General features: G+C 72.8%; 13 protein-coding genes. 3 read left to right on the top strand and 10 right to left on the bottom strand.

Annotated features, from left to right (window positions below):
- Position 1: 1 nt before the first annotated feature.
- The 3 genes from ACWEOE_RS30880 to ACWEOE_RS30870 form a co-directional block, all read right to left on the bottom strand.
- Complete coding sequence (locus ACWEOE_RS30880) at positions 2-1,174, bottom strand: cytochrome P450 (protein WP_452015333.1); 1,173 nt, start codon at positions 1,172-1,174, stop codon at positions 2-4.
- 92 nt (positions 1,175-1,266) lie between these two features.
- On the bottom strand, positions 1,267-2,295 hold the full coding sequence (speB, locus tag ACWEOE_RS30875; protein ID WP_452015331.1) for an agmatinase: 1,029 nt from the start codon (positions 2,293-2,295) through the stop codon (positions 1,267-1,269).
- Positions 2,296-2,353: 58 nt separating this feature from the next.
- A complete protein-coding gene (locus ACWEOE_RS30870) occupies positions 2,354-3,184 on the bottom strand; it encodes an SDR family NAD(P)-dependent oxidoreductase (protein ID WP_452015329.1) in 831 nt (276 codons plus the stop codon).
- 101 nt (positions 3,185-3,285) lie between these two features.
- On the opposite strand from ACWEOE_RS30870, the gene ACWEOE_RS30865 reads away from it, so the two are divergent.
- Positions 3,286-3,954: a TetR family transcriptional regulator gene (locus tag ACWEOE_RS30865; protein WP_452015327.1), complete on the top strand. Its 669-nt coding sequence runs from the start codon at positions 3,286-3,288 to the stop codon at positions 3,952-3,954.
- On the opposite strand, the gene ACWEOE_RS30860 is transcribed toward ACWEOE_RS30865, so the two are convergent.
- From ACWEOE_RS30860 to ACWEOE_RS30835, 6 genes are all read right to left on the bottom strand, one after another.
- On the bottom strand, positions 3,937-4,476 hold the full coding sequence (locus ACWEOE_RS30860; protein ID WP_452015325.1) for a dihydrofolate reductase family protein: 540 nt from the start codon (positions 4,474-4,476) through the stop codon (positions 3,937-3,939). The genes ACWEOE_RS30865 and ACWEOE_RS30860 overlap by 18 nt on opposite strands.
- A gap of 113 nt (positions 4,477-4,589) precedes the next feature.
- A complete protein-coding gene (locus tag ACWEOE_RS30855) occupies positions 4,590-5,732 on the bottom strand; it encodes an MFS transporter (RefSeq protein WP_452015323.1) in 1,143 nt (380 codons plus the stop codon).
- Positions 5,733-5,919: 187 nt separating this feature from the next.
- Positions 5,920-6,981: a cobalamin B12-binding domain-containing protein gene (locus ACWEOE_RS30850; RefSeq protein WP_452015321.1), complete on the bottom strand. Its 1,062-nt coding sequence runs from the start codon at positions 6,979-6,981 to the stop codon at positions 5,920-5,922.
- On the bottom strand, positions 6,978-8,573 hold the full coding sequence (locus tag ACWEOE_RS30845; RefSeq protein WP_452015319.1) for a PP2C family protein-serine/threonine phosphatase: 1,596 nt from the start codon (positions 8,571-8,573) through the stop codon (positions 6,978-6,980). The genes ACWEOE_RS30850 and ACWEOE_RS30845 overlap by 4 nt, the downstream gene beginning before the upstream one ends.
- A 218-nt stretch (positions 8,574-8,791) precedes the next feature.
- Complete coding sequence (locus tag ACWEOE_RS30840) at positions 8,792-8,986, bottom strand: hypothetical protein (RefSeq protein WP_452015317.1); 195 nt, start codon at positions 8,984-8,986, stop codon at positions 8,792-8,794.
- A gap of 111 nt (positions 8,987-9,097) precedes the next feature.
- Positions 9,098-11,284 carry an FUSC family protein gene (locus ACWEOE_RS30835; protein WP_452015315.1) on the bottom strand — a complete coding sequence of 729 codons (2,187 nt, stop codon included), beginning with the start codon at positions 11,282-11,284 and terminating at the stop codon, positions 9,098-9,100.
- A 177-nt stretch (positions 11,285-11,461) separates the two neighbouring features.
- Between ACWEOE_RS30835 and ACWEOE_RS30830 the strand changes: the two genes are divergently transcribed.
- Positions 11,462-11,962, top strand: a complete 501-nt coding sequence (locus ACWEOE_RS30830) for a MarR family winged helix-turn-helix transcriptional regulator (protein ID WP_452015313.1) — start codon at positions 11,462-11,464, stop codon at positions 11,960-11,962.
- Here ACWEOE_RS30830 and ACWEOE_RS30825 read toward each other — a convergent pair.
- Positions 11,938-13,560 (bottom strand): acyl-CoA synthetase, encoded by a 1,623-nt coding sequence (locus tag ACWEOE_RS30825; protein WP_452015311.1) that lies wholly within the window; start codon positions 13,558-13,560, stop codon positions 11,938-11,940. The genes ACWEOE_RS30830 and ACWEOE_RS30825 overlap by 25 nt on opposite strands.
- 124 nt (positions 13,561-13,684) lie before the next feature.
- On the opposite strand from ACWEOE_RS30825, the gene ACWEOE_RS30820 reads away from it, so the two are divergent.
- The gene (locus ACWEOE_RS30820; protein ID WP_452015309.1) at positions 13,685-15,919 is read left to right on the top strand and encodes a protein kinase domain-containing protein; all 2,235 of its coding nucleotides are present in this window, start codon (positions 13,685-13,687) and stop codon (positions 15,917-15,919) included.
- The last annotated feature ends 4 nt before the right edge of the window (positions 15,920-15,923 follow it).

Raw genomic sequence — 15,923 nt, 5'->3', positions numbered from 1 at the left:
GTCAGCCGCGGTCGAACGTCACGTCGAGCCGGTCCGGGCTGCCCAGGCTCAGCCCCACCTGCCGCCGGATCTCGGCGCCGGGTGCGAGCCGGAACCGCGTCGTGCGGGCCAGCAGTTCTTCGAACGCCAGGGGCAGCTGGATGCGGGCGAAGTGCAGCCCGACACAGCGGTGGATGCCGAAGCCGAAGGACACGTGCGGTACGTTCGGCCGGTCGAACACCAGCTCGTCCGGGCGCTCGAACTGTGCCGGATCCCGGTTGGCGGCGGCGAAGAACACCGCCAACCGCTCCCCCGCTTTCACCGGCGTTTCCCCGATTTCCGTGTCCTGGGTGGCCGTGCGCGCCATGAACGCCACGGTGGTCTCGAGGCGCAGGAACTCTTCCAGCTCTCGTTGCCGGCCCTCGGGGCGAGGCAGGATGGGCTCGATGTCGTCGCGGGTCGCGAGGTGGTAGGCGATGTTCGCGATCACGCCGCGCGTGGTGTCGAGGCCGCCGAGGAACAGCGTGGTCACCATCCCGAGCCGTTCTTCGAGGGTGAGCGGGCGGCCGTCGATCGTCGCCGTGACCAGCGCGCGCAGCACGCTGTCCTCACCGTCGGGCGTCGCTTCGGCCTCGGCCAGCGCCTCCATGGCCAGGCCCGCGAGCGTCTGGAAGGCCTCCGGACCGCTGGTCACCGCCGCGTCCTTCGCCGCCGCCACCCCGCGGTCCACGAGCTCGCGGTTGTCCGTCGCGAAGACGATCCGCGCGAGCGAGGCGGCGCTGAACGGAATCGCGAAATCCGCCACGACGTCACACTCGCCGCGGTCCACAAAGGACTCCACGGCCGTGCGCGCGAGGGCGCGCAGCTGGGGCTCGTACCGGGCGAGGGCGGCACGGGTGAAGAACGGATTGAGGATCCGCCGGTATTCGCGGTGGCCGGGCGGGTCCGTGTCGATCGGGATCACGCGCACCGGCACACCGCGGATCGCGGGCTGCGCCGAGTTGAACAGTCCCGGCGCGGCGCAGACCGCGCGCACGTCGTCGTAGCGCGTGAGCACGTGGTAACCGCCGTCCGCGTCGGTGTGGAGCACGGGACACCCGGTGCGGGCGGCCGCGGCCGCCGCAAGCAGGTTCTCCTGTTGGTCGTCCGCGTACAGGTCGACGTTCGCCAGGATCTCCTCGACCGACTTGGCCACGTGTCCTCCCCGTTCCCTGAGGACTCACCACCGTAGGGGCGCGCGGGGATCCGGGGCATCGCCGCACGGGCGGAAATGCTCGTGCGTTCGGGTCACGGACGCCGGTCGGGCCGATCGGCCAGCAGCGGCAGCGCGGGATTCCACACCGTGCCGTCGGCGTGGTCGCGCCGCCGGCGTGCGATGCCCGACAGCGCTTCCAGCACCACCCGGTTCGCGAGGAACGACGTGATCTCGGCGTGGTCGTACGGCGGCGACACCTCGACCACGTCCACGCCGACCACCGGCATCTCGTAGGCGATGCGCCGCACCGAGTCGAGCAGCTGGCGGGCGGTCAGCCCACCCGGCTCGGGCGTGCCCGTGCCCGGCGCGTGCCCGGGATCGCAGACGTCGATGTCCACCGAGAGGAACACACCGTCGCAGTCGTCGGTGGCGATCGCGAACGCCTCGGTGAGGCAGGCGGTCAGGCCGCGCGTCACGATCTCGGTCATCTCGTAGGACCGCATGCCCTGCGCGGCCATCCAGTCGAGCGTCTCCGGGCCGGGCCAGTAGCCGCGCAGGCCGAGCTGCAGGAACCGGTCGCCGCGCACGGCCCCCGACTCGATGAGCCGGCGCATCGGCTGACCGTGGCCCACGAGCGAGCCGAACGCGATGTCGCCGGTGTCGGCGTGGGCGTCGAAGTGGAGCATCGACACGCGGCCCCGGCCGAGGTGCTGCGCCACCCCGGCCGCGTCGGGCCACGCGATCGTGTGATCTCCGCCCAGTACCACCGGAATCGCACCCGCCGCGGTGACCGCGTACACCGCTGCCTGCAGCGCGCGCACCGAGCGTTCGGCGTCGCCGGAGTACATCTCGACGTCGCCGGCGTCGAACACCCGCAAATCCTGCAACGCGTCGACTCGCAGGGCCAGCGACGGACGCGAACCGTCGGCGGGCAGGTAACAGCTCTGGCGGATGTACTGCGGGCCGAACCGGGTGCCCGCGCGGTGCGAGGTGCCGCCGTCGAACGGCGCGCCGAGGATCACCACGTCGGCGTCCGGGTAGGTGGCGGGGTCGGCCCAGTCGCACGGCGCCACGCCGACGAAGGTGAGGTCCGGGCCGAACTGGGTGCCGTAACGGGCCATGACGTCCTCCTTGCGCGCCAACCTACCGCCGCCCCGCGCGGGTTTCGCGCCGTTGCGGTCAGCTCGCGAAGTCGACCGACCGCCCGAGCTCGGCCCAGCGGGCGTCCTCGGCCGTCAGCTTCGCCATGCCGGCCCGCATGACCTCGACGGCGTCGCTGCCGAGCACCAGGTGCAGCGGCGGCTCGGCCATCTCGGTGACCTGGAGGAACACGCGGGCGACCGCCGCCGGGTCGATCGGCTCGATGCCCCGCTTGCCGCGCAGGTGCGCGATCAGCGGTCCCATCGAGGGCTCGTACTCCGGTTTGTAGGGCGGGATCTCCATCGACGGTCCGGACCAGTCGGTGCGCATCAGACCGGGCTCGGCCATGGTGACCTTGATCCCGAGACGGGACACCTCGTCGTTGAGCACGCCCGAGAAGCCCTCGGTCGCGAACTTCGCGCTCTGGTAGGCGGAAAGCCCGGGCGAGGTGCCGCGGCCGCCCACCGACGTGACCTGGATGAAGTGCCCCGATCCCTGTGCCAGCAGCACCGGCAGCGCCGCCTTGGTCACGTGCACCGTCCCGAAGAACACGGCCTCGACCTGCGCGCGGAAGTCGGCCAGCTCGACCTGCTCGATCGGCGCGATGTTCGCGTAACCGGCGTTGTTCACCACCACGTCGAGCCGCCCGAACCGCTGCACCGCCGCCGCGACGGCCGCCTCGGCCTGCGCCGGGTCGGTCACGTCCAGGGGGTGGCGCAGCAGGTGCTGGCCGTAGCGCTCGTCGAGGTCCTTCAAGGAATCGACGTTGCGCGCTGTCGCGACGACGTCGTGGCCCGCGGCCAGCACCTCTTCCACCACCGCGCGGCCCAGACCGCGTGAACCGCCCGTGACCAGCCACACCTTGCTCATCGTCGTTCCCTTTCGCCGCACGCGGGGCACCTCCCCGCACCACCAAGTTAGCGCAACGTCGTTCTCTTAACAACACAACACCGTTGCGGTAACCTGTGCACGTGGTCACGTCGGAGTTCCAGCGGGCGCGGCGCCCGGAGCACAAGGAGCAGCGCCGCGAGGCGATCCTCGCCGCGGCGCGCACGCTCGCGACCCGCGACGGCGTGCGGTCGGTGACGCTTGGGGACATCGCCGGCGAAGTCGGCGTGCACAAGTCCGCGCTGCTGCGGTACTTCGAGACGCGCGAGGAGATCTACCTGCAGCTCACGGCCGAGGGCTGGCACGACTGGGCGGACGCACTGCACACCGCGCTCGACGGGACCACCGGCGCCACACCCGCCGACGTCGCCGAGGTCGTCTCCCGCACCCTGGAGGAGCGGCCGCTGTTCTGCGACCTGCTCGCCCACGCGCCGCTCACCCTCGAACGGCACGTGTCACTCGAAGCGGTGCGGGCGTTCAAGGTCCACACGCTCACGGTCGTGCAGGACATCGGCACCGTGTTCGCCCGCGCGCTGCCCCGGCTGGGTGCCGACGGCGGACGCCAGGTCATCGGCGCGGTGACGTCGCTGGCCGCCGCGTTCTGGCAGTTCTCGCACCCGCCCGAGACCCTCGCGCAGGTGTACCGCGAGGCTCCGGAGCTCAGCCACGGCGTGCTCGAGTTCGCGCTGCGCCTGCGCCACCTCACCGAAGCCGTGCTCGTCGGGCTGGTCGCCTCAGCGCAGGACGCGTAACCACAGGTTCGTGGCGGGCGGCGCCTCGGACACGCACTTGCGTTCGAGCCGCACGAAGTCACCGCCGGACCGCTCGAACAACCGCACGCCGTCGCCGAGCAGCACCGGCAGGACCGTCACGAGGATCTCGTCGAGCACCCCGGCGTCGAGGCATGCGCGGGCGACGGTGGCACCGAGGACGTTCACGTACTTCTCCCCTGCCGCCGCCTTCGCCGCCTCGACACCACGGCGCAGGTCGCCGACGAACGTGACTCCGGGCCGTGCCTCGGCCGGCCGGTGCGTGAGCACGAACTCCGGCCCGGCCCAGGCGCCGCCGAAGGCCTTGCCCTCGGCTTCGGTGCCGCGGTACGGATCGTCGCCGCCGTAGGTGCGGCGGCCGACGAGCAGCGCCCCGATCTCGGACACGAGCCGGTCGACCTCCGGGTTCGGCCCGAAGAACTCGTTCACCCACTGCATGTCGCCACCCGGTCCCGCGATGAAACCGTCGAGCGACATCGCCGCCGAGTACAGCAGCTTGGCCATGACCCACCTCCGTCGGACGTTTCCCGTATCGACGGGCGGGGCCGCGGAAACTCATCGGTGCGTCGAGGCCGAGGCGTCGGGGACCGCGATGCCCTGGACGATCGGCGGGTGGGTCAGTCCTTCGGGGCCGCCGCGAGGACGAGCAGCCCGGCCACCGGGGCGATCGCGAGCGCGGCGGAGGCGCCCCACGCGTCCGCGACCTGCCCGACGAGCCACGCCGCTGTCGCAGAACCGGCGGCGCTGGTGGAGTTGTTCCAGGTCAACGCCTGGGTGAGTGCTGCGGGTTCAACCGACTGCTCGGTGAGGACGTTGAGCAGCACCAGCGTCGGCGGGACCGCGGCTTCGGTGATCACCAGCGCCGTGGCCAGCCACAGCGCGGACGGCGCGAAGGGCAGCAGCAGCGCCGCACCCGTGAGACACGCCGCGGCGCGCGCCAACTGTCGTTGCGGCGGCGTGCGGTGGCGGCGCAGCCCGTAGAGCCAGCCGGCGACCAGCCCGCTGACGCTTCCGGCGGCCACGATCGGCGCGGCCGGGGCCGCGTGCTCCGCGGCGAAGGAACTCACCGACACCTGCACGGTCCCGAAGTACAGGCCGAGGGCGAGGTTCGCGGCGGCAAGGCGGAAGACCGGCCGGCCCTTGCGTCGTTTGTGGACGCAGCGGGGTACCGGCGCGGTCCGGCGTTGGGCGGCCAGCGCTGCGCCCCCGGTGAGGATCAGACCCGCCGCCGTTGCCGTGGCCAGTGCCGAATCACCGGCCGCCGCGAGTGAGGTGACCAACACGGGCCCGAGCAGGAACGCGCCCGCGTTGGCGAGTGACTCCAACGAGAACGCGGTGGGCAACTCATCGGCCCGCGCGCCGCGCAACAGGAACGCCCACCGCGCCCCGGACAGCGCACCGAGCTGCGGCACCACCGCTCCGGCGCAGGTCGCCGCCACCACGTACCCCGCGGCCGTGCCCGCCGTGAGGACACCGGCGATCGCCGTTGCGTGCGCGAGGAGGCTGACCGGCAGCACGCGGGTCTGACCGAACCGGTCGACCAACCGCGCCACCCAGGGGCCGCCCACCGCCTCCGCGAGGGCGAACCCGCCGGCCGCGAGGCCCGCCGTGCCGTAGCTGCCGGTGCGGGCGTGCACCAGCCACACCACCCCGAGCCCGGTCATCGCGATCCCGGCCCGTCCGACCGCGGCCGCCGCGAAGAACGCCGCGGCTCCGGGTGTGGACAGCAACGACCGATAACCACCGACAACGCGCCGCATGGGGTGCCCTCCACCGCCACCCGACGGGGCGGGCCGCCCGGCACGAAGCAGGGCCCCGCCTGAGGACCTCCAGACCACGGCGCGGCGGGCCAACGCCGTCTGCCGCCGCCCTCGTCACCGGGGGAAACCGGGTGCCCGGACCAAGACGGGTCCGGACGACTGGGGCGAACCTAGCAGGACCCGCCCGTCACTCCGGACGCGGTCCGACGGCGGGCAGCAGGTGTTCGCGGGCGTCGGCCAGGAACGCGGTGGCGCGGGGGAAGTCGTGCAGTTGCGTGCCGAGGATCTCGAGCGCGGGCACCAGCGATGCGGCAGGCACCCCGCGGGAATCGAGGATGTCGCCGGTCCACGCGAGGAACGCCGTGAACAGGCTGCCCTCGCCGGTGTAGAGGGCGGTGGCGAGGAAGTCGACGATGTGGGCGAGGTCCTCGGCGGTGTACTGGCGTTGCAGCTCGGTGTAGTCCCGCATCGCCGGGATGCGGTCCTCGAGTCCGGTGTAGAGCGCCTTGACCAGCTGCGCGGCGGACCGAGAGACCATCGTGTACTCCTGGTCCGCGAGGTGCGGCAGGTCGTCGATGGGCTGGTGCGGCGGCTTCGGCCTCGGCAGCCGGCCGCGGGTGAGGCGGTCGGCGGCCGCGCGGGCATCGGGCGCCCAGGCCTCGGCGCCGAAGAGCCGCGCGTACCGGCCGTCCGGGCCGAACGCGGCGCCGCCGGCGATCACGGGGGTGCCCGCGGCCTGGCAGGCGGTGATGGTCGCGTGGGCGGCGGGCAGCCGCGTGGCGAGGGAACCCGAGAGCGCCACGGCGTCGGGACCGGTGCGGTGCAGGTGCGCGATCAGGTGCGGGGCCGGAACCTGCGCGCCCAGGTAGTCGACGCGGAATCCCCGCAGCCGCAGCACTTCCGCGAGCAGCCGGGCGGGCATGGCGTGCCATTCGCCGTCCACGCAGGCGACCGTGACCAGGCCGCGCGCGGGCTCCGGTCGCAACGAGCGCGGAAACGCGGCGAGCACCCGCTCGTTGATGGCCGTCGCCGCGTGTTCCTGGGCGACGGTGAACCGGTTCGCGGCCCACTCCTCACCCACTTTCCGTTGCACCGCGCCGATCACGTCGAGCAGGACCGCTTCGGGGTCGCAGCCGTCGTCGAGCGCGGCGGTGACCGCGTCGCCGGCCCGGTACTCGTCGCCCTCGGCCACGGCGTCCCACAGGCGGTCGGCGTACGCGCGCAGATCCGCGCTCCGCACGGCGGTCATGCGTTGTTCTCCTTCGGGTTCCGCCGTGCGCGGGGCGCGGTGATCGCCAGCACGGCCATGTCGTCGTGGGACGAGCGCGCCACCCACTGCGACGCGAGCATCTGGATCCGCTCGACCACCGCTTCCGCGGGCAGCCCGCCGCACTCCGCGAGTGTGCGGCGCAGCCGGTCCTCGCCGAACATCTCGTCGCCCAGCGGTCCGCCGCGGGCCTCGGTGATGCCGTCGGTGTAGAGCAGGCAGGTGTCGCCGGGACCGAGCACGACCTGCGCCGAGGTGGACTCGATCTCCGGCAGGACCCCGATCAGGCTGCCCCTGGTCGCGACCTCCTCGACGGCGCCGTCGGTCCGGACGATCAGCGGCGGCAGGTGTCCCGCCGCGGTGAGCCGCAGGTGCACGTCTTCGCCGCTGCGGCGGACGGACGCCAGGACGAGCGTGACGAACCGCGAGCCCGCGGTGTCGAGCAAGCCGCCGTTCACGAGCTCCAGCATCCGGCGGTGGTCGGCCGCCATGGGCCGCAGCGCCTGGAGCATCGTGCGGATCTTGCCGGTGAGCACGGCGGCTTCGAGGCCCTTGCCGCACACGTCGCCGAGCACCGCCAGCGACTCCCCACCGGCGGTGTCGTGCACGTCGTAGAAATCGCCACCGACGCGTTCGGTGTCCCGCGCAGCCCGGTAGCGCCCGGCGAATTCGACACCCCCGCGCTGCCGCAGGACGGGCGGCAGCAGGTCCCGCATCAGCGTTTCGGTGATCGTCGCCTGCTGCGCCAGCAGCCGCGCCGCCGACAGCGCGGCCCCTGCCCGCGCCGCGAACATCCTCGCGAACGCTTCCTCGTCTTCGGTGAACAGCTCGCGACCCACACCACGGAGCAGGATCAACGCGCCCGCCGGCACACCGTGGCCGGGCAGCGGCGTGATCACGATCGACCCGACCGCACCGAACTGTCCGCCCGTCAGCCACGCCGGGGCGGCCGCGGGGTCGAGCCAGCGCGACGGCACGGGCGGGAACCCGCGCAGGGCCTCGCCGAGACCGGGCACCTCGCCGGGGTCCGCCTCGACCGACCCGCGCACCGGCTCGCCACCACGGCGGCAGTGCGTGACCGGGAAGCCGGATCGCGACGAGGGCGCGACGACCAGCGCCGCGTCCGCGAGGTGCTCGGCCGCCAGGCGCGCGGCGAGCTCCGTGCACCGGTCGAGGTTGAGGGTCGCCAGCAACGCCGACGACACTTCCGACAGCAGCGCCGTGCGCGCGCGTTCGAGTCGCAGCGCTTCCCGGGCGACCCGGGTGTCGGTGTCCTCCACGAGCCAGAGGGTGACGCTGCCGTCACCGTGACGCACGGGGTGCGCCTCGAAGCTCCGCTCGGCCACGAGCCCACCCGCCGGCCTCGCGGTGCGCCACGACGTCATCAGCCACTCGGGGACCGCGTCTTCGAGGTGGTGCCGCCAGGCGGGGAACAGCGCACGCGCACTGCGGTTGGCCGTCGCGGCCCGGCCGTCCGCGTCGATCCGCAGGGCCGGGTAAGGAGCGTCGTCCCAGCTGGGACCGGGTTCGGCTCCGCCCACGGCAAGCCTGGTCCGGCGGTCGAGTTCCGTCACACCCTGTCGTTCCCGTCGCTGTCGTTCATCACCGAGGACGCGCCGCAGGGGGGCGGTACCGGCTGGTGGCTGAACCGGATCCAGGAGATGACTTCCCCCGAGTCTCCCCCAGCGGCGTGCCCCGAAGCAACCCGACCCGCCTGAGCGGCGACGGTCACTGCGCGCGAACGCGATCAGTCCTTTTCGGACTCGCTCGGTGCGCTGGTCGGCGGGTGGGCTCAGCGGCGCGTCAGCCGCCGGTTCACCGCGGTGTGGCAGCCGAGGCAGGCGGGCACGGCCCGCACGTCCGTGCCCGAAGCCAGGGTGACCGTCGCCCCCGGAATGGCGAGCTCGTCGCACACCGAGTGGTGGTGCCCCAGAACCGAACACACGCACCGGCACAACTGGACGGTGAACCTGCTGTCCGCGGCCATCGGAGCCCTCCTTTCGGAAATCCCCAGGACGCAGTGATAGCGCCCGGGCCGCCGAAAAGGCGCGGCCGCGCTCAGGGGAAGGTCGCAAAGGGCACGGTTAGTGCGCGGGTGTCAGTTGTCCCGGGTCGGCACCGGGGCCGGCACGGGACCGGGCACCGTCGGCAGCCCGGCGCGGATCTGCCGGTACAGCCGGGGCCCCGGCGACGCGAGCGCGGGTGCCGGACGCAGCTGGACGAGCCCGGTGGCCGTGAGATCACGCAGCACGAGGTACAGGTGGCTCAACGCCCTCAGCAGCGGATCCTTCGCCCGGTCCCCCGGCGCCGCCGGCGTGTAGGCGAACAACGCCACGTCCGCACTCGCCAGCGGACCGCGCACCGCCGTGGTGGGCTCGCCGACGGGCGACGCCGCCAGCTCCTCGACCGCCGCCGCCAGCGCCGTGCACGCGGCGACCGGGCCTTCGGGGTGGGAGCTGCACGTGCCCTGCGGCCAGCGCACGGCGACCGCGAGCGCGCGGCCGTGGGTGGCCAGCGCCGCGTAGAGCGAAAGCCGGTGCCGCAGCCGCGGCGAGTCCGTGCCGCCGAGGATGGGCCGGGTGAGCGGCCGCGCGACGAGCGCGAGCTGGTAGCGGCGGTGGTCCAGGGCGCGGGCGAGCGCGTCGAAATCGGGCTGCGGGTCCGCGGCCTTGCCGTGTTCGAGCCGGTCGGCCGCCGCCTCGAGGATCGTCCCGAGGGCGGCCAGCAGGTTGTTGCGCGCGTTGCGCACGGTGTCGCGGGTGGACAGCGGGATCACGAGCACGGCGACCACCAGCCCCGCCACGGCGCCGGCCGCGGTCTCCTCGAGCCGGAGCAGCAGCAGGCCCGCGGAGAACTCGTTGAGCACGCTGTAGAGCTGGCCGACCATGATCGTGACGAAGAAGATCATGTACGCGTACGAGATCTGGATCAGGTAGAAGCCGAAGAACATCGCGCCGCAGATCGTCACCAGCACCGCGGCCGTGTTGCCCGCGGTGAGCTCGGCGAACCCGACCGACGCGAGCAGCCCCACCAGGGTGCCCAGCACGCGGTTGAAGCCCTTGATGAACGTCTCGGTGCGCGTGGCCGTGCCGGTGAACATGAAAAACGCCGCCAGCACCGCCCAGTAGTACCGAGCGTCGGAGATCTCCTTGCCGATCACGATCGCCAGCGCACCGGCGAGCGCGCTCTGCACCGCCTGGCGCGTGATGAAGTCCAGGCGCGCCAAGGGGTTCCACTTCGACTGTCGCGCCGGCACGTCGCCCGCGGCGGCGGGTGAGCCGGGCAGGTTGCCGAAGGCGAGCCCCACGGCCGGTTCGAAGTCGTCCACCGGTTCGGCGGCGATCTCCTCGGGCTTGGGCGCCGCGTCGAACACCGCCACCACCTCGAGCGCGGCCGCCGCGAAGTGCCGCGCCGGCCACCAGGCACCCGCGGCACCGCCGGCTTGCTCGGCCAGGCCCGCGAGCCGGTAGGCGACCTCGCCCGCACCGCGGTCCTCGCGCCGCGCCAGGCGGTCGGCCACCTCCGCGGCCAGCACGGTCAGGCCCGAACCACTGCGCACCAACGAGTCCGCGGCCGTGGCGAGCTGGTCGAGCAGGTGGTGGGCGTCGACCATCTGCCGCCGCAGCGAAGCCGCCGAGCGGCCGCGCGGCACCGCGCCGGGCTGGGCGGACCAGCCCTCCACCATCAACGCCGTGTCGGCCAGGCGCGCCTGCCGTCGTTGCAACCGGCGGCGCAACTGCGCCTGCTGCTTCGGGTCGCGTTCGGCCAGCAGATCCGCGCACGCGCGCGCCACCGACCGGCCCCGCGCGTCGAACGCGCGCAGCACCCGGCGCAGGGTCTTGGTGGTGCTGCCCCGGAACACGGTGAGGAACAACAGCAGCAGCCACACGGTCGCCACGCACACCGCGAGCAGCAGACCCGGCAGCGTCGCGAACGTCGCGTGCAGGAACGCCGCGAAGAAGTAGCCCATCCAGCCCATGAAGCCGTAGAAGAAGAACGGACCGCCGAACTTGCGGACGTAGACCGACAGGAACATCACCACGACGAACACACCGAGCATGAGGTCGCCGTTGTTGCCGACGAGGACGCCGAGCGTCATGCCGGTGCCGAGCGCGACCGGGAAGAACGCGGCCGTGCGGGTCTTCACCCACGGACCGCCGTCGCCCAGCGCCATCGAGCCCATCATGCCGACGACCGCGCCGAGCAGCATCGAGGTGAGCGTGCCCATCGCGTCGGCACCCGTGAGCTTCGCCACGAGGTACTCCACGCCCAGGGCGCTGGCCATGCCGATCGTCGCGGAACCGGCTGATCTCAACCGGTTGAGGCCTGGATCGGACCCGATGACCCTGTCGCGCATCTCCCTGGCCGTGGGCAGCACAAAACCCGCCTTCCCATGCGTTCGGAGTGATCACCGGTATGATACCGATAAATACCGGTGTCATACAGGGGTTTGGAGTACCCAGTGATCGAACCGACTTTCGCGGCCTGCGAGCTGGCGGATCGGCTCGCCGAAACCGGCGACACCCTCGACGTGCTCGAACTCGCCACCGCGGTGTTCGTCCGCAACTCCGAGCTGCTGCGCCGCCGCACCGACGCCTACGCCGAACTGGACCAGGCGGAGTACCTGCTGCTGCGCACCCTGGACGAACTGGGTTCGGCGGACGTCGGAACGCTCGCCGGGGCACTCGGTCTAGACCCCTCCACCGTCGGCAGGCAGGGTTCGGTGATGCTCGGCAAGGGGCTCGTCGAGCGCAGCCCCTCGGCGGCCGACCGCCGGCGCAGCATCCTCACGCCCACGGAGGAAGGCCGCCACCGCATGCGCGCGACGCAGGCCCGCCGCCGCAATGCGACGGCCGAGCTGCTCGACGACTGGAGCGAAGACGAGCTGCGCTCGTTCGGCTCGCTGCTGAGCCGCTACAACAAGGCCGTGGCCCAGCGTTACCTGAGCGCCTCGGAGGACTGAGCGCCCTCGTGCGCCGCGAGATCAGCGTGGGTGTCGCGCAGCGCGCGCTTCACGATCTTCCCGCTCGGGTTCTTCGGCAGGGCGTCGGTGAAGACCACGTATTTCGGGCATTTGTAGCCGGCCAGCTGCTCGCGCGCGTGCGCGATCACGGCCTCGGCGGTCAGCCGGACGCCCTCGCGCGGGACGACCGCGGCGGTGACCGCCTCGATCCAGCGCGGGTGCGCCACGCCGAACACCGCGACCTCCGCCACACCGTCGAGGCGGTAGAGGGCTTCCTCGACCTCGCGGCTCGCCACGTTCTCGCCGCCGGTCTTGATCATGTCCTTCTTGCGGTCCACCACCGACAGGTAACCCTCGTCGTCGAGCACGCCGAGGTCGCCGGAGTGGAACCACCCGCCGGCGAACGCCGCCGCGGTCTTCTCCTCGTCCTCGTAATAGCCGAGCGTCGCGTGGGGACTGCGGTGCACGATCTCGCCGATCTCGCCCGGTGGCAGGTCGCGGCCTTCCTCGTCGACGATGCGGGTCTCGACGTTGAGCGAGGCCCGGCCCGCCGAGCCCGCCTTCGGCAGCTGCTCGTGCGGCCGCAGGATCGTGGCCAGCGGTGCCATCTCGGTCTGGCCGTAGAAGTTCCAGAACTCGACGTCGGGCAGGCGCCGGGCGAGCTCGCGCAGGACTTCGACCGGCATCGCCGAAGCGCCGTAGTACCCCTTGCGCAGGCTGGAGAGGTCCGTGGTGTCGAACGCCGGGTGGCGCAGCAGCGAGATCCACACCGTCGGCGGCGCGAACAGCTTCGTGGCGCGCTCGCGTTCGACGGCCCCGAGCAGCGCGGCCGGGTCCGGACCCGCCAGGATCACGCTGGTGGCGCCGAGGTAGACGTCCACGGAGAAAAAGCAGTCGAGCTGCGCGCAGTGGTAGAGCGGCAGCGAGTGCACCTCGACGTCGTCGGCGCTCATGCCGCCGTCGATCACGCACGACACGTACTGGGCGATCAGCGAGCGGCTCGAGAGCAGCACGCCCTTCGGCCGCGACTCGGTGCCGGAGGTGTACATCAGGCGCAGCGGGTCGTCGTCGGCGACCGGGACGCCGGGGTCGGACTCGTCACCGGGGTCGTCGATCCAGGCGTCGGCGTTCTCCCAGCCCTCGGCGCCACTCCCGCCGAGCCGGCCGCGCACCACCTCGCCGAGCCCGGCCTCTTCCAGCGCTTCGGCGCCGGTGGCGAGCAGCGCGTCCTCGACCAGCAGCCCGGACACCCCGGCGTGGCGCAGGATGAACGCGATCTCGCCGGCGCCGAGCATGAAGTTCACGGGCACGAGCACCACGCCGAGCCGGGCCGCGGCGAACGCGACCACAACGTACTGGAGGCTGTTGTGGCTCAGCAGCGCGAGCCGGTCGCCCTTCGCGAGCCCGCGCTCGGCGAGCCGGTGGGCGCAGCGGTTCACCGCGGCGTCGAACTCCGCGAAGGTCAGCCGCCGTTCGCCGTGGACCACGGCGAGCTTGGCCGGGTACCGCGCGGCCGTGCGCCGAAGCAGGTCCCCGACGGAGTGCTGACGCGCGTGCTGGATCGCTTCGCCAGTTTCGGCGCTGAACGGGCTCGGCATAGCCCGGAGTTTCATCCACGGCCGCGCGGGGCGCAACCCTGGCGCGCGACCACGTCCGCCCAGGCCGAGCGGCACCCCGGCCGCACCGGTTAAGCTCCGTCGGCGCACCTCGGGGGACGAAGAAGTGGACGAGACGGAAGCACCGACGCTCGACCGGCCGGACATCACCGGCCGGCTGCCTCGGTACCGGCTCCTGCGCCAGCTCGCGAAGACCAACATGAGCGAGGTCTTCGAGGCCTACGACCTCGTGGCGCAGCGGCCCGTGGCGCTCAAGGTCGTCGGGCCGGAGTTCATGGCCGAACCCGGGTTCCGGCAGCGCTTCGAACGCGAGACGAGCATCGCGCTCGCCCTGGCGCACCCGCACGTCGTCGCGTCCCACGACGCCGGGTTCACCGCCGACGGGCAGCTCGGTTACCTGGCGATGCAGTTCGTGCTCGGCACGAACCTCGCGCGGCTGATCCACCGGCGCGGCGCGCTGTCGTTCGAGCAGACCGTGGCGATCGGCCGCGGCGTCGGCGCGGCCCTCGACGCCGCGCACGCCCGCAACCTCGTGCACCGCGACGTGAAGCCGGGCAACATCCTGCTCGAAGACGCCACCGGCGGCGTGTACCTGTGCGACTTCGGCATCGCGCGCAACCTCGACCTCACGCGGCTCACCGCCACCGGCGGGTTCCTCGGCACGATGAACTACGCCGCGCCCGAGCAGCGCGAGGGACGGCCGGTCGGGCCGGCCGCCGACGTCTACGCGCTGGCGTGTGTCCTCTACGAATGCCTGTCCGGCGCTCCCCCGCACCACCACGCCGATTTCGCGCACCCCGGCGTGGCCGCGCTGCGCCGATCGCTCGACCACGATCCGGCGAAGCGGCACCGGACGTGCGGCGACCTGGTCGACGACCTCGTGGCCACGACCGCTGCGGCCGAACGGGCGCGGTGCCGCAGGCGTCGTTGGCGGGTCGCGGGCATCCCGGCCGCCGCGCTCGGGGTGGTGGCGCTGCTCGTGCTGTGGTTCACCACGGGCGGGTCACCGGACACCGCCGACTCGGCACTGGCACGGGTGCCCACCGCGCTGCACGACGACTGCGCCGCGGCGAGCCAACCGGTTTCGGGCGCGACCGCCACCGTGACCTGCCACGACGCGTCCGGACAGGCCGCGACCACGGCGCTCTACGCCAGTCCGCAGCAGGTCAAGGCCGCCTACGCCGAGGCCGTCACCCGCGCGGGCGTCGACGCGAACCAGGGCGACTGCGCCGCCGCGACGGGCGGTGAACACCGATATCCCGCGACCGGCCCGGCGCGGGGCCGGGTGCTGTGCGCGGACCGGGACGGCACGGCCACCGTGGTCTGGACCGACGACGCGGCCCGCACCGTCACCCGCGCCGAAGCGCCCGGCGACGCCGCCCTGCGCAAGGCGTGGGCCGGCTGGACGGACTGGGCCCCGGCCGCTTTCCCGACGCCCGACGAACGGGCGCTGGTCGACGTCGCCGCCGGCTCCGGGTGCGTGCGGGCGACGCCGGCGGACCTCGACTCGTATCCCGCGGCCGTCGCCGGGATCACGTGCACTCCGCAGGGCACGGGAGCACGTCAGGTTTCGTACTTCCGGTTCGCCGGGGTGCCGGCGTTGCGCTCGGCGTTCACCGGGCTCGTCAGCGCCGCGAAGGCACCCAGCGGGACCGGCTGCCCCGGCGCGCCGTTCCTCGGGACGACGCGGTTCGACTGGCTCAGCGTGGACCTCGGGCAGGTGCTGTGCCACCCCGGTCCCGGGGGCACGGTCGCGATGGACTGGAGCCTTGAGGCGTTCTCGATGATCGGCCACGTGACGGGTTCCTCGCCCGACGCCGTGGGCGGGTGGTGGTCGCAGTGGCACGTCGCGCCGTTGAGCCGGATCGTGAGCGAGGTGAACACCCGTGCCACGCCGACGTTCCCGACCACCGCCGAAAGCGCGCTGCTGCAGCACGTGCCCCAGCAGTCACGGCTCAACTGCGTGCGCCCGTCGGCGGACCAGAAGTGGCAGGACCTCGGCGCGGTGACCGCGGTCGCGGCCGTCGCGTGTGGACGGACGAGCGGCGCCGGACTGGTCGTCTACTACCAGCTGCCGGACGCCGCGACGATGCGGCAGGTGTTCAACAGCACCGGTACCAGCGACGCCGCGTGCACGAGCTCCCCCAAGGACTTCTCGGCCGACCAGCCCTACGCCCGCGGCGGGCGCACGGGCCGGCTAGCCTGCGCCACCGAGCAGCCCGGCGGCGAGCGAGTGCTCAAATGGACGGACGACGCCACGAACATCGAGACGATCGCCCACCGCGGCAACGAGACCTTCGCGCTGATCGACTGGTGGACCCACGACGCCGGACCCTCGTGAGCGC

The organism is Amycolatopsis sp. NPDC004368, assembly GCF_053602515.1.
Note: the sequence above shows the minus strand (reverse complement) of the source record. Positions and strands in the feature narration are given on the sequence as shown.